Origin of the sequence: Vibrio sp. V31_P5A7T61, assembly GCF_009904895.1 — a bacterium.
GTDB lineage: Bacteria > Pseudomonadota > Gammaproteobacteria > Enterobacterales > Vibrionaceae > Vibrio > Vibrio metschnikovii.
Map to the genome: position 1 here is coordinate 213,379 of NZ_WXWI01000025.1, position 14,094 is coordinate 227,472.

14 protein-coding genes are annotated in these 14,094 nt (G+C 44.5%); 6 read left to right on the top strand and 8 right to left on the bottom strand.

Translation table 11 applies throughout. From position 1 onward, the window contains the following. Window positions 1-2 precede the first annotated feature (2 nt). A complete protein-coding gene (locus tag CAG58_RS05865; protein WP_158143842.1) occupies window positions 3-995 on the top strand; it encodes a cytochrome d ubiquinol oxidase subunit II in 993 nt (330 codons plus the stop codon). Window positions 996-1,055: 60 nt separating this feature from the next. Here the strand turns inward: CAG58_RS05865 and CAG58_RS05870 are convergent, their stop codons facing one another. Next, window positions 1,056-2,249, bottom strand: coding sequence for a class I SAM-dependent methyltransferase (locus CAG58_RS05870; protein ID WP_161429791.1), 1,194 nt, complete (start codon window positions 2,247-2,249; stop codon window positions 1,056-1,058). A gap of 261 nt (window positions 2,250-2,510) precedes the next feature. On the opposite strand from CAG58_RS05870, the gene yccX reads away from it, so the two are divergent. Further along, a complete protein-coding gene (gene yccX / locus CAG58_RS05875; protein ID WP_161426591.1) occupies window positions 2,511-2,789 on the top strand; it encodes an acylphosphatase in 279 nt (92 codons plus the stop codon). A 51-nt stretch (window positions 2,790-2,840) separates the two neighbouring features. Here the strand turns inward: yccX and CAG58_RS05880 are convergent, their stop codons facing one another. The 3 genes from CAG58_RS05880 to CAG58_RS05890 all read right to left on the bottom strand — a co-directional run bounded on the left by CAG58_RS05880 (window position 2,841) and on the right by CAG58_RS05890 (window position 5,220). Then, window positions 2,841-3,170 (bottom strand): TusE/DsrC/DsvC family sulfur relay protein, encoded by a 330-nt coding sequence (locus CAG58_RS05880; RefSeq protein ID WP_161426590.1) that lies wholly within the window; start codon window positions 3,168-3,170, stop codon window positions 2,841-2,843. A gap of 126 nt (window positions 3,171-3,296) precedes the next feature. Then, the gene (locus CAG58_RS05885) at window positions 3,297-3,956 is read right to left on the bottom strand and encodes a Bax inhibitor-1/YccA family protein (protein ID WP_040904274.1); all 660 of its coding nucleotides are present in this window, start codon (window positions 3,954-3,956) and stop codon (window positions 3,297-3,299) included. Between the two features lie 241 nt (window positions 3,957-4,197). Beyond that, window positions 4,198-5,220: an amino acid ABC transporter substrate-binding protein gene (locus tag CAG58_RS05890; protein WP_161426484.1), complete on the bottom strand. Its 1,023-nt coding sequence runs from the start codon at window positions 5,218-5,220 to the stop codon at window positions 4,198-4,200. A 178-nt stretch (window positions 5,221-5,398) separates the two neighbouring features. On the opposite strand from CAG58_RS05890, the gene CAG58_RS05895 reads away from it, so the two are divergent. After that, the gene (locus tag CAG58_RS05895) at window positions 5,399-6,337 is read left to right on the top strand and encodes a precorrin-2 dehydrogenase/sirohydrochlorin ferrochelatase family protein (protein ID WP_154168084.1); all 939 of its coding nucleotides are present in this window, start codon (window positions 5,399-5,401) and stop codon (window positions 6,335-6,337) included. 88 nt (window positions 6,338-6,425) lie between these two features. Here CAG58_RS05895 and yidA read toward each other — a convergent pair whose 3' ends face one another. After that, entirely contained in the window at window positions 6,426-7,232 is an 807-nt protein-coding gene (gene yidA / locus CAG58_RS05900; protein ID WP_004395194.1) for a sugar-phosphatase, read from the bottom strand. Between the two features lie 319 nt (window positions 7,233-7,551). Here yidA and queE point away from each other — a divergent pair, with 319 nt between their 5' ends. From queE to CAG58_RS05915, 3 genes are all read left to right on the top strand, one after another. Next, window positions 7,552-8,226, top strand: coding sequence for a 7-carboxy-7-deazaguanine synthase QueE (gene queE, locus CAG58_RS05905; protein ID WP_004395195.1), 675 nt, complete (start codon window positions 7,552-7,554; stop codon window positions 8,224-8,226). Window positions 8,227-8,237: 11 nt separating this feature from the next. Continuing rightward, window positions 8,238-8,936, top strand: a complete 699-nt coding sequence (queC, locus tag CAG58_RS05910) for a 7-cyano-7-deazaguanine synthase QueC (protein WP_161426483.1) — start codon at window positions 8,238-8,240, stop codon at window positions 8,934-8,936. Window positions 8,937-9,055: 119 nt separating this feature from the next. After that, a complete protein-coding gene (locus CAG58_RS05915) occupies window positions 9,056-9,280 on the top strand; it encodes a hypothetical protein (RefSeq protein ID WP_004395197.1) in 225 nt (74 codons plus the stop codon). A 101-nt stretch (window positions 9,281-9,381) separates the two neighbouring features. On the opposite strand, the gene CAG58_RS05920 is transcribed toward CAG58_RS05915, so the two are convergent. From CAG58_RS05920 to CAG58_RS05930, 3 genes are all read right to left on the bottom strand, one after another. Continuing rightward, window positions 9,382-9,927 carry an MSHA operon transcriptional regulator gene (locus tag CAG58_RS05920; protein WP_161426486.1) on the bottom strand — a complete coding sequence of 182 codons (546 nt, stop codon included), beginning with the start codon at window positions 9,925-9,927 and terminating at the stop codon, window positions 9,382-9,384. 234 nt (window positions 9,928-10,161) lie between these two features. Then, window positions 10,162-11,931 carry an ABC transporter transmembrane domain-containing protein gene (locus tag CAG58_RS05925; RefSeq protein ID WP_161426482.1) on the bottom strand — a complete coding sequence of 590 codons (1,770 nt, stop codon included), beginning with the start codon at window positions 11,929-11,931 and terminating at the stop codon, window positions 10,162-10,164. A 2-nt stretch (window positions 11,932-11,933) separates the two neighbouring features. Next, complete coding sequence (locus CAG58_RS05930; protein ID WP_161426481.1) at window positions 11,934-13,676, bottom strand: ABC transporter transmembrane domain-containing protein; 1,743 nt, start codon at window positions 13,674-13,676, stop codon at window positions 11,934-11,936. Between the last annotated feature and the right edge of the window lie 418 nt (window positions 13,677-14,094).

The following is a 14,094-nucleotide window of genomic DNA, read 5'->3' on the forward strand; positions in this document are numbered from 1 at the left end:
GCATGATCACACATCTACCTGAAATTTATCTATTACTGCTGGGCTTTAGTGTCTTCATGTATGCCGTGCTTGATGGCTATGATTTAGGCGTTGGTATTTTGTTACCGCGTAATAATGAGCAGCAACGCGATCGAATGATCGCTTCGATTGGCCCTTTTTGGGACGCTAATGAAACGTGGCTAGTATTAGGTATTGGTATCTTATTAATCGCGTTTCCTGCCGCTCATAGCTATATCCTTACCGAACTCTATATGCCTGTCGCCATTATGCTGATCGCCTTGATTATGCGAGGTGTGGCGTTCGATTTTCGCGCCAAAGCGAAAGCCGATCATAAAGATCATTGGGATTTGTGCTTTAAAACGGGTTCACTGCTCGCGGCACTGACTCAAGGCTACATGATTGGTCGCTATGTGATGAGTTTTGAAGAGTCAACTCAAGCTTACGCCTTTGCACTGCTCAGCGCGTTGTGTGTCACTGCGGCTTACGTGTACATTGGTGGCGCTTGGCTAGTCTTAAAAACCGAGGGTGAGTTACAAAAACGCGCGGCATATTGGTCTCGCCGAGCTGGCTGGTTAGCGGCATTAGGTATTTTAGCGGTCAGTGTGGTTAATCCACTGTTTAATCCGATGGTGGCTGAGCGTTGGTTCAGTTTTCCAGAGATGTTGCTGTTGGCTCCGGTGCCATTGGTAGTGCTAGCAACCATTTTTATGGTTGATCGTTATTTAAGACGGGTGCCGGTAGAGAATGATATGGGCGTTCAATGGCCATTCTTTGGGGTAATGTTGATTTTTGCTCTAAGTTTCCTCGGCTTAGCTTACAGCTTCTTTCCTGATGTTGTACCCGGTGTGATGACAGCGCAAGAATCAGCCGCTTCTACTGCTAGCTTGTTAGTGGTCGGGATTGGGGTAGTGATTGTTATGCCAATGATCTTGCTTTATACCTTTGTTGTCTATCGGATTTTTAAAGGTAAGGCGACAGACTTAAGCTACAAGTAATCGCATTTAGTGGTATTGGAAAAAATAATGGCCTCGAAAGAGGCCGTTATTTTATGGTATTTACATCACCTTGCAGGCAAAGCCTTTCAGATAAAAACCTTCTGGGTACGCGGTATCAACGGGATGATCCGCGGCTTGTTCGAAGCGTTCGATAAACTTCACATCGCGACCGGCATCCAGCGCTGCATCGGCAATGATTTTTTGAAACAGGACTTGATCCATTAAACCCGAGCACGAATAGGTGAGTAGGGTGCCACCAGGTTTTAAAATTTGCATCGCCAACATGTTAATGTCTTTGTAGCCACGACAAGCGCCGTTCAACTGAGCTTTAGACTCGGCAAACTTAGGTGGGTCCATAATCACTACGTCGAATTGCGTGCCTTGCTCTCGGTACTCGCGCAGCAGTTTGAACACATCCGCATTGAGAAACACCGCGCGTTTTTTGCTGATATCAAATTCATTGAGCTCGGCATTCATTTTCGCATTATCGAGTGCTGGCTGTGACACATCGGCATTAATTACCCGCTTAGCGCCACCTTTTAACGCGTATAACCCAAAGCCACCGGTGTAAGAGAAGCAGTTGAGTACTTCTTTATCTTTAACGTATTTCATCGATTGCTGACGGCTATCGCGTTGATCAAGATAAAAACCCGTTTTATGGCCACCAACTATATCAACACGGATTTTAATGCCATTTTCTTCAATCACCACCACCTCTGGTGGAACTTCTCCGTGCAATACACCAACGCGCTCTTCTAAGCCTTCTTTCTTACGCACGGCAACGTCTGAACGCTCATAAATATGACAATCGGCAAAACAGTGTTTAAGTGCGGCGATCAAGTGCGGTTTTTGGTATTCAGCACCGGCACTGAGTAGCTGACAGACTAAATAGTTATCATATTTATCAATCGTTATACCGGGCAAGCCATCCGATTCCGCAGCAATCAGGCGATATCCAGTGACGCCGTCACGCTCAATCAATTCGTTGCGCAGTTTTTGAGCTTGCTGAATACGTTTGATAAAAAAATCATTATCAATGCTTTCATTGGTAAAGCTCCATACACGAGCACGAATTTGAGAGTGGGGAGAGTAAGCCGCTTTCGCTAACCATTGTCCATCATGCGTGTAAATATCGACCGTTTCACCGAGTTGTGGATCGCCTTCAACTTTGCTGATGCCACGAGAAAAAACCCAAGGATGTTTACGACGTAAAGATTTATCACGACCTTTGACCAGATAGATTGCAGGAGTCATTGCGCTACTCAAAAAGATTAATAAAAATGGGCAGGCATTGTCGTGCAACTTGGGGTGAAAAGCAAATCAGAGTATCCCTTTGCTTTATCAATGCTACGGCATTAACTACGCTCATCCTCAGTACTCATATCGCTATATTGATCTTCATGAGATAACGATTCTTCATTTCCCGCTATAGCGTTACCAAATGCTTATCTACCTACAACGGCAAGTCGCTGAGAGATATACTCTACTGGAGATGACTTTGACGTGGAGGAAAGTATGAGTAACGTAATAAGCGATAAGTTTATCGTGTCGGGAAGAGTACAAGGGGTTGGCTTTCGTTACCATACCGCCTTGCAGGCATCGAAGCTTAGTGTGCTCGGTTATGCGAAAAACCTTCCTAGTGGTGAGGTTGAGGTGCTGGCGGTTGGTCAATCAGAACACGTTGAGCAGCTCTTTATATGGCTACAACAAGGGCCGAAAACGGCACGAGTCATCCAAGTGATACGTAGTCAAGTCACTATCGATTCAGTGCCATCGGATTTCCAAATTTTATAGCGAGTTCAAAGAGGGCTGATTCACTGTCAGCCCTCGGCTGTTTAGTCGGGCTTATAAGCACTTCGCGGGTTTGGGTAAGCCAGCGAGCTTTGTTGCTTGTTTAGCGGGACCTTTAGGAAACAGCTTAAACAGATATTTACTATTGCCCTTTTCCGGTCCGTGGGCTTTTTCCATTGCCTTAACCAGCATGCGAATCGCGGGAGAGGTTTGGTATTCTTCATAAAATCGGCGAACCAAATGGATCACTTCTAAGTGCGCATCACTCAACAGGATTCCCTCTTCATTAGCTAGAATTTCTATCATTCCTTCTTCCCAAAGGGTGTGATCAAGTAAATACCCTTGTGCATCGGTTGCAATGCTTTTACCGTTATAGTCGAACATCAGTTTCTCGCCCCAATTGAAAAGTGCGCATAGGGTAATGGAGGCTTGGTTTTTGCTCAAGAGAAAACAAAGGCCCGAAAGCGAGCTTTCGGGCCTTTAGGTAATGTGATTTCAGTTGTGTTGCGATTAATCGCGCATGATACCAAGAATCGTCAACAAGCTGATGAATAGGTTGTAGATTGAAACGTAAAGGCTGACGGTCGCAGAGATGTAGTTAGTTTCACCACCACGAACAATTTGCTGAGTTGTTAACAAGATAACACCGGTTGAAAACAACACGAACATTCCGCTCATTGCTAGGTGCAGCATTGGCATTTGTAGGAAAATATTTGCCACAATACCGATAAGCAGCACAACGAAGCCAGCCATCAGTACGCCACCAAGGAAAGAGAGGTCACGCTTAGTCGTTAACGCGTACGCTGATGCACCCATAAAGGCCAAGGCCGTACCACCTAAAGCGGTCAGGATAACATCGCCCATGCCTGCACCGATGTACATGTTGAGGATTGGACCAATCGTATAACCTAAGAAGCCAGTAAATAAGAACGTAAACACCAGGCCAAGGCTGTTGTTACGGTTTTTCTCAGTTAAAAATAACAGACCATAAAAACCGACCAGCATAAGAATTAAGCCAGGGCGTGGTAGGTTCATTGCCATAGAAACGCCAGCGACAACCGCTGACCATAATAAGGTCATTGAGAGTAGCGCATAGGTGTTTCTTAGCACTTTGTTGGTTTGTAGAGCACTGTCATAAGACGAGGTGCGTGAATACATTGGACTGTTCATACTCTTCCTCATAGAAGGTGTAGTTAACTATGTAGACAGTAATGGGGTGAAAAGTTCACTATTTCAATCCCATATCTGTATTTTTGTTTACGAGAATAATAATCAAAAAGCGCGAATTAAGTGTGAACAAGTTGTAACATGATATTACTTGCGTTCGCTATTCATACTAGAACGGGGCGATCGCGCTTGTGAATAGGTAACGCTTATTCTACGTTAAAATAGACGTAATAATAAGAAACTTTTAGCGTATTGGTGGGGCGTACATAATTCCTCCGGCGTTCCAAAGGGCATTCAGTCCACGTGGAATGGCTAGAGGAGAGTCTTCGCCGACATTACGTTGAAAGCTTTCACTGTAGTTGCCCACTTGTTTGATGATTTGATAAGCCCAATCGTTATTAATGCCCAGTGGACGTCCAATTTCTCCTTCAACACCGAGGAGTCGTCTGATTTCAGGGTTGGTTGATTTGCGCTGTTGGTCGACGTTGGCTGAGGTAATGCCGAGTTCTTCGGCGTTAATCATCGCGGCGAGCGTCCAGCGAGTGATATTTAACCAGCGATCATCGCCTTCGCGAATCACCGGGCCAAGCGGCTCTTTGGAAATGATTTCTGGTAGAATAATGGCTGAGTCTGGTTTCGCTAAGTTCAGTCGCAAGGCATATAATCCAGACTTATCGGCGGTGACCGCAACACAGCGCTCTGCATTGAAGGCGCGGGCAATTTGTATTGCAGTATCAAACACCACGGGTTGGTAACTCATGCCGTGATGACGAAAATAATCATCCAAATTCAATTTGGTGGTGGTTTCTGATTGGACGCAAATAGGGCGATTATTAAGCTGGCTGAGTTGGGTTATGGCGGACTTTTTAGTAACCATAAATCCTTGGCCGTCATAAAAATTAACGCCGACAAAGTTTAAGCCCATGGTGGTATCTCGTTCAAATGTCCATGTAGTATTGCGAGAAAGCACATCGACCTGTCCCGATTGCAAAGCATTAAAGCGCTCGCGAGCCGTTAACGGCACGTACTCTACTTTATTTTTATCGCCTAATACTGCGGCGGCGAGGGCGCGACAATAGTCCACATCCAAACCTTGCCATTGACCTTTGGCATCGGCATCAGAAAAACCTGCTAAACCAGTGCTGATGCCACAGGTTAGCTTTCCTTGGGTTAACACGCGGTCTAAGGTTGTTGGCGATGCAAAAGCGAGATGAGTGGTTAACGATAATGAAACCGCACAAACAAGAGTAGCCAATCGATTCGCCATGGGAATATCCTTCTTTGAGCAGAAGCGCTCGGTCAATTTGTCAGTTATTATAAGCGTAGATAAGATAAGTCACTTCTACCAAGTCAAATTAATGTTAGATTGCTTCAACAATCTATCTACTGTTAGTGTTGGTTTTTTGTTAGCATGAATCGATTGAATTAAAAGGTAAAAGACTAACATGCGCTATTTTCCAGTATTTCTTGATTTGTCCAATAAAGCCGTTTTAGTGGTGGGTGGTGGCGAGGTAGCGTGTCGAAAAATTGAGGCGCTGATGCGTGCAGGTGCCCATATCACGGTAGTGTCCCCCCATATTACCCCTCAATTGCAGGCGTGGGTTGAGCAAGACCGCTGCCAATGGATTCAAAATTTCTATTCCTCAAAATTTATTAGCGCCGATTATGTGCAAGTTTGGGCGACCACAGATAATCCCGATCTGAATCATCAAGTGTTTCGTGATGCCAAGTCAGCCGGAGTCTTGGTTAATGTGGTCGATGATCAGCCTTATTGCGATTTTATTACGCCGTCGATGATTGAACGCGGCCGAATTCAATTGGCGATCTCTAGTGGTGGAGCTTCCCCAGTCTTGATCCGCAATATTCGTGAAACCCTCGAAAGTGTTTTACCGCAAAACCTCGCGTTATTGGCTGATTTTGGCGCTTCGAAACGTAATTCAATTAAAGATCATCTCACGACCGTCGATCAACGCCGAAAGTTTTGGGAACTATTTTTTGCGCAAACTGCGGTTAAAAATGCCACTAGCCGTGAAGCATTAGAAAAGCAGTATTGTGCGGCACTAGAGCAGCCGATGGATGAGCGAGGAGAAGTGACGTGGATTGAGTGTGGTAGGGATGTTGAGTTGCTTTCACTAAAAGCGTTACGTTATATGCAACAAGCGGAGTTGGTGTTGTTTTGTGACTCTTGTGACCATGAGTTTGTTAACTTGTGTCGTCGTGATGCTGAGCGCGAACCGTTTAGTCATCCTGGTCAATTAAGCGAACGTTTAGCCAGTGCAAAACAGGCTCAGCAGCGTGTAGTGATATTAATCCCTTCGGCACGTCAAGAATATGTGCTTTTGCAAGGGCAAGAGAAAGTGCTTAAACAAGGTAGCGAAGGGTAGTGTTCCCTTGATACCTAAAACACCACTCTAGTTTGAGAGTATAAAAACCCCCGAATCATTTGATACGGGGGTTTTTAAATGGTGTTTCTTAACGTAAAGCAAACTGCTCAATCGCAACAGCAACACCGTCTTGATCATTGCTCAAGGTAATATGATCCGCGATGCGTTTTGTCTCTTCCATAGCATTGTCCATGGCAATACCGAGTCCTGCATATTGCAACATATGGTGATCGTTTTCAGCATCCCCCATGCACATCACTTCAGAGGCCTGAATGCCTAAGTGTTCAGCAATCGCTTGTACGCCAATCCCTTTATTGCTTTTAGGATTAAGAAATTCAACAAAGAATGCCGCACTTTGTACAATCGTGAAATCTCGATAGAACTCAGCTGGAATTTTCGCGATGGTTGCGGTTAACACTGCTGGCTCTGCGACAATCATTGCTTTGATGATCGGATGATCATCTTCCAACTGGTCAAAGTCCATCTCAGTGATGGAAATGCCATTTATAGTCGCTTCGACTTCAGTATATTGGCTGACTTTAGGGGTGATCAAACCATGAATTTGACTAAATGCATGGGTATTAACGCCCAGCTCTTTGGCTAATTGTGCTACCCGTTTAGCCGAGCGACCATCAATAATTTGTTGATAGATAACTTCCCCCGTACCAACGTTTTGCACCATCGAACCGTTGTAGTGCAATACATAGTCTTGATCTGAGGTGAGGTGTAAAAGTTCGAGTTTATCTTGCATCCCCGCGAGTGGACGACCAGAAGCAAGCACGACTTTAATTCCTTGCTCGCGAGCTTTGGCTATCGCTTGTTGAGTGCGTAGAGAAATCTGCTTTTGGCTATTGAGTAAGGTGCCATCCATATCGAGCGCGATCAATTTATACATGTGTTACCTAAAATGACTAAAAAGAGAGTTACCGCTGGATTTATCGTTTTTAGCCCATTTGCCGTGGTGCAACGGATAAATCGCTTGGCTTGAAAGTATGACAAGATACGTGTTTTTTATGAAAATCTAAAGTCAGTTTATAAAAAGCGTGGGATTGAGGTAGATGAATGAACCTCGTCAATAACGCTAACGGTTCAAGTAAGAAGGGAGCGGAGCCCTTAACGAGAAATTATTGATGATCGGCGGGTTTAAATTGACCTCAAGTTGAGCATCTATTAAGGTCTGCGGCCTAACGTTTTATCAGCGCAAATATAGGCCAATGACTTTGTACAAAGTGAATGAAATATTTGAAACCATCCAAGGGGAAGGCGTCTTCACTGGTGTCCCAGCGGTATTCGTACGTCTTCAACAATGTCCGGTTGGTTGTGCTTGGTGTGATACTAAGCAAACTTGGGATGCTGAGCCACAAGATCAGCGTAGCTTCGAGCAAATTATTGTCAAACAAGGCGATAGTCCAACATGGTGTCAAGGCTCTGCGGAGCAGATCGTCGCTCAGTATCAGCAGCAAGGCTATACAGCCAAACATATTGTGATCACGGGTGGCGAGCCTTGTCTTTATGATCTTGTCCCTTTGACGGAAGCGTTTGAAGCGATTGGCTGTCAATGTCAAATTGAAACCAGTGGTACATTTGAGATTAAAGCCAGTGCGAAGACTTGGGTGACCGTGTCACCGAAAATCGCGATGAAAGGTAAGTTACCGATTGTGCCGTCAGCACTACAACGGGCCAATGAAATCAAGCATCCAGTGGGTACAGAAAAAGACATCGCACAGTTAGAGGCCTTATTAGCACAAGTAGCGATAAGCCCCGATACCATTATTGCTTTGCAGCCGATCAGTCAAAAACCACGGGCAACCCAGTTATGTATAGAGACTTGTATTACCCGTAACTGGCGTTTATCGATCCAAACCCATAAATACTTAAATATTGCTTAAAGGAATCCAACATGAATAAAGCAGTCGTGGTATTCAGTGGTGGGCAAGATTCAACTACCTGTTTAGTGCAAGCCTTGCAAGAGTTTGATGAAGTTCATGCGATTACGTTTGATTATGGGCAGCGACATAAACTTGAAATTGAAGTTGCTCAGCAATTAGCACTCAAATTAGGTGTCAAAGCACACAAAGTGATGGATGTCAGCTTGCTTAATGAACTGGCGATCAGCTCACTGACTCGTGATGATATTCCGGTCTCTCATGAATTGCAGGCAAACGGTTTACCGAATTCCTTTGTCCCAGGACGAAATGTTTTGTTTCTGACTTTAGCAGGTATTTACGCTTACCAAATTGGTGCTGATACGATCATTACTGGGGTGTGTGAGACCGATTTTTCAGGGTATCCGGATTGTCGAAATGATTTTGTCAAAGCGATGAACCACGCTTTGGTGCAAGGTATGGATCGCCAATTAACCATTCGTACTCCGTTAATGTGGTTGAATAAAGCAGAAACATGGGCGTTAGCGGATCAGTATCAAGCTTTGGATTTAGTACGTAACGAAACGCTGACCTGTTACAACGGCATGATAGGGGATGGCTGTGGGACTTGTCCGGCTTGTGAGCTTCGTAAAGCCGGTCTGAATCAATATTTACAGCACCCTCAATCGGTTAGCCAATCTTTGTTCAGTAAGTACACCATCGATAAAGGGTGATCAAGATAGTGTTTTAAGCGTAAAAGAGTGTAAATACTGTGTATAATGACAGTGTTTACGCTTGACAAGCCTAGAGGCTGAGCTATGCTGGTTATATAACCAGTGGTAAGGAGGTCTCTATGTTGTGGGAAACATTAGAACGCGTTAACCGCCTACGCCAACAGGCGATATCAAACCCTGAGTTCATTCAATCAGCCAAAGAGCACGAGCAAACGTTAAAACACGTTGAGCAAGAGTTCGAACCTAAACGGCGTCGAAAAGCCAGAGCCAACAAAGTCAAAGCGCTGGCGGATATTTATCAACAAACCGAATTTAGTCATAACCCTTCCGGTGTACAACACTAACCTTTTATTCCACTCAGCCAGTTAGGGCTGGGTGGTTGACTGACTCTTTATTGATCATGCTACCTTTTTGTCGCCTAACGGCTTAGTTCCTAACGGCTTAGTTAAAGAGAGGCTTTAACAAAATAGGGATTGGTCTGTTTGTTTTCAGAGCCGAATTCTGAACGCACTATGCGGTTCCATAATACCGAGTTAAATTGTCCTTTGGGGATCGATGGGTAGAGCGTTTCCAGCTCTTCTTGCGCAAACCGCATAAACTGCTTTTTTTGTTGCTGATTGTATTTGCTCAACACAATGTTGTATTGCTTAATCCATTCGGTTTTAAACGCACGTAAAGCTGGCTCAGCCTGTTCAAGAGGCAAACGAGACAGATAAATTCGTTTATAAGTCACCTTTCGGTCGATCATGGTGAGCATTGTCGTTTGGATGTATTTGCCGTGATGAGTGATAGAAATATCCTCGGTAGAGAATGGGGTTAAACACCAACCACGGGGCAAAAAATCAGCTTGATGATACTGTTGGTTACGTAGCGTTAGCGCTTGGTGCAAAATAATATCGGAGGTTCCACGAAAGGTCGATTGCCATTGACCTATACGAACTTGTATTGAGCCTGGTAGGCGAAACACATTCATAAATTTATCGGCGTTCATAGACATATCATACAACTGCTTTACTTAAGGTGATCTATCCTGCTAATGGGGCTTAGAGCTGAACGGTGAGTCATCATGACAGCCGCGCATCATACCGTAGTCATGGATGAGATAGCGAGTATTTTATCATTAATTAGGGGGATCCTAGTAGGCATGAGATACGAAGGGATTTTTTATCATTACTTGAGAGAGGTGCGATATACCGCTTCGTTCTGTTTACGAAGCGGTATAGGATTAGCAAACCGGTTCGAGCGGTGTTTGGTGCTCAATATCACGCAGATGTTCACCCACTTGCTGCATTTTATACATTTGCGCGTAACGTCCTTTTTGAGCCAGTAATTCTTGATGTGAGCCTTGTTCGACCAGTTCACCATGATGCAAAACAACAATTTTATCGGCTTCCATAATGGTTGATAGACGGTGGGCAATCACCACTAAGGTCATATCATGGCGTAACGCATGGAGGCTACGCTGTATTAATGCTTCTGTGCCTGAATCGATATTGGCTGTCGCTTCATCTAAGATCAGTATTTTCGGTTTAGCGACTAAGACACGAGCCATCGCGAGCAGTTGTTTTTGTCCGGCGGAGAGATTGGTTTGACCTTGCCCCAATTGAGTGTCTAATTGCTCGGGATAGTGCTGAATCTGTTCAGCCAGTCCGACTTGATGTAACGCTCGCCAAATTGACTCATCACTGATCTTGCGTCCAAGAGCAATGTTATCACGCACTGATGACGGTAGAACATGTGGGTCTTGCTGCACCATGGCAATGTCTTTTCTTAATACGGTTTTATCGAGATCATGAATCGCTCTGCCATCAATCAATAATGTCTCTTGTTCCACAGGATAAAAGCCCATCAATAACGAAGCGATGGTACTTTTACCACTACCGGTATGGCCAACTAAAGCCACAAAGTGCTGATGAGGAATAGTCAAATTAATCTGCTTGAGTACGGTTTGTGTTCCGTCATAGCTGAATGAGAGATTATTTAAACAGATGGCACCACTGGCCAGTGGTCGAGTATCTTCACCATAGGTTTGTTGTGGCGCATCGATCATCTCAAAAATTCGTTCACTGGCAACTAAGGCTTGCTGTAATAGAGCCAGTTGTTGAGTCATTTCTATTAGCGGCTCGGTAATTCGTCCGAGATAGCTAATAAACGCGTAAAGCACGCCAACACCGATTAACTCAGTGCCACTAAAACCAAAAATAGCCACTAAGGTTAATAACGCAATGCCAGCCAATAGATCCATTAATGGACGAAGCAGAATACCATTTAAGGTGATCACTTTTTTACCGGCATTGAAATGTTCGGCGGTCAGTTGTTTGAATTGTTGGTTAAAACGTTGTTCTTGGCGCATTAACTGAATCACACTCATACCTTGAATCGATTCACTCATGTTGCCATTGATGTCAGTAAGTAAATCACGCATTACCCGATAAGCTGAAGTGCTGAGTTTTTGGAAAAGTAACATGAACCCTATAACCACGGGTAAAAGAACCAGCACGACCAGCGTGAGTTGCCAGCTAAGTAGCCACATTACTACCAGCATGACGGAGATCATCACAATATTTCTAACCACCGAAGCGATCAGTAATTCATAAAACTGTTGCAGCGATTCAGTATCGTTGGTTAACCGTGAGACCAACTTACCGGTTGGCGTGTAATCGAAGGCTGACAGCGGCTGTCGAAGGACACTATTAAAAGCCTGTTTACGAATGGTTTTGATCACGCCTGTGGCGACAATATTAAATTGAATACTTTGCAGATATTGAAACAGCGCTGAGCACAGGGTAAGACCAAGATAACCCGCTGCTAATAGCGTTAACGCTTGCTGCGAATAATCCCCTTTAGCAATGTGTTCATCGATAAAGTGTTGGATAAGCCAAGGCCCCCCTGCATTCGCTACGGCAGCGATAAACAGAAACAACAGGCCAATCATCATCGGCTTGGGTTGTGAGAGAGGGTAGGTAAACAGGCGTTTTATGGTTTGCTTTCTCATGTTTATTCTCCCTCAATCGCTTGAGCCAGTTGTTGATATTGGTACATCTCGGCATACCAAGCGTGATTGGTCAGCAAGCGTTGATGTCGACCGCGTTCGGCTATTTTCCCGTGATTAAGGACAATGATTTCATCGGCTTTCTCTAAAGCGGTTAAGCGATGAGCAATGATAATCAAAGATTGCTGCTGGTTACTTGTTGCAAGGTTACGCAAGATGGTATGTTCAGTGCGTCCATCCACCGCTGATAACGCATCGTCGAGAATCAATATTTCGGCATTCAATAACATCGCACGCGCGATCGCTATGCGCTGTTTTTGTCCACCGGATAACGTGATGCCTTTTTCACCGACCTCGGTATCGTAACCTGCTGGAAATTTCAAAATATCGTCATGAATACAAGCCAGTTTCGCTGCTTGGTAAACCTCTTCTTGAGTGGCGGTAGGGCAACCTAGGGCAATATTGTCAAATATCGAACGGGAGAAAAGAAAAGGCGATTGGCTCACCACCGCAAATTTACGGCGCCATTGATCCAATTTGGCCTCTTTTATCAACACATCACCATAACGAATCTCCCCATGTTGTAACTCTTGTTGCCGCAGTAGTAAGGCGACTAAGGCCGATTTACCACTACCCACGGGGCCAGCAATACCCAACATCGCACCGGGTTTAAGATGAATATGGCACTGTTCCAAAGCCGCGGGAAGTTGTGCATCCCAGTGAAATTGTTCGATATGGATTGTTAGTGGCTGAGCTTCGTTTGGCAATGGATGATCACCACTGGTGATGCTCGGCGCAAGGTCGAGTACCTCTTGCAAGCGATCCCAAGCGGCAGAGCCGCGTTCTAAAATGTTAAATAAAAACGCAAATGCTAACATCGGCCAGATCATCAGGCCGAGATACATAGTGAACGCGGTGAGATCACCTAGACTAATTTCTTGTTGATCAACCAGATAGGCACCGACGCTGATACTGATAAAAAATGATAAACCAATCGCCAACTGGATCGCGGGATCAAAACGGGCATCGACACGAGCGACGGCAATGTTTTTATCGCCAGTTTCGTTGACCATTCTTTCAAAGCGTTGTTGTTCTTGGCTTTCTAGGCCAAATGCTCGCAACATACGCACGCCATTTAATGACTCTTGAGTCATGTCGGACATATCAGAGAAAGCTTCTTGAGCGACTTTAAAGCGCTGATGAAGAATGCGAACGATGAAAAAAATCGTTAATCCAAGAAAGGGCATAGGTAAAAGCGCCATCAGGGTCAGTTTCCAACTGATCTGTGTGCTCATAATGATCAGCACGGCAATGCCGGTAATCAGTGAGTCCGTTGCGGTAAGCACACCTTCGCCTGCCGTCATAACAATATTTTTCACGTCATTAGTACCGCGCGCCATCAAATCGCCGGTTTTATAGCGTTCAAAAAAACGTGGCGGCTGGTGTGAAAGGTGTTGATAGAGACGATTACGCAGAATACTGCCCAGTTCAAAACTGGCACCAAATAACCAAATACGCCAGAGAATTCGACAACCATAGATGATAAGAATAACCACCAAGAGTCCACCCAGCCATTGCAATACTTCATTACGCGTCATAGTGTTGTCGACGATACCATCTACGATATGACCAACGGCTTTGGGGGTAATAAGTTGCATGGTTGAAATGAGCACGAACAGTAAGATAGAACCACAATAATGTTGCCAGCGTAGTCTAAAAAACCAGCGCAAATGCCAAAATATTTTCACAACTTTCTCCTAAATTCTCGATGGCGTTTGAGGTATCGTAGATATTATCTTCCCTGATGACTTGATAATGTCGAGATTCAAAAACTTTCCTTTCCTGTAAAACGCTATGGCTCAAGGAGAGGGAATGGCGATCAATCGCGAGTGGATAGAGTATTGGGAATCAGTAAGTTACGATAGAATGATTGTTACACGTCTTATTTATTCTTTTTCTCTTTCAATGTTCTGCGTTATTAAATGCTTTTACCACTGTAGTCACATTACTTATGTCTATCTACGCTTATCGTGGTCGATGAACGGATGATCCGTTTTCCACCTAAAGCCGTTCGGGGAGATTGAACTGACTATTATTAACCGATGCTCAATTAATACAAGTTCAATTGTTACTAATGTTAAAAAACGGCATAAAAAAGTGAATAAA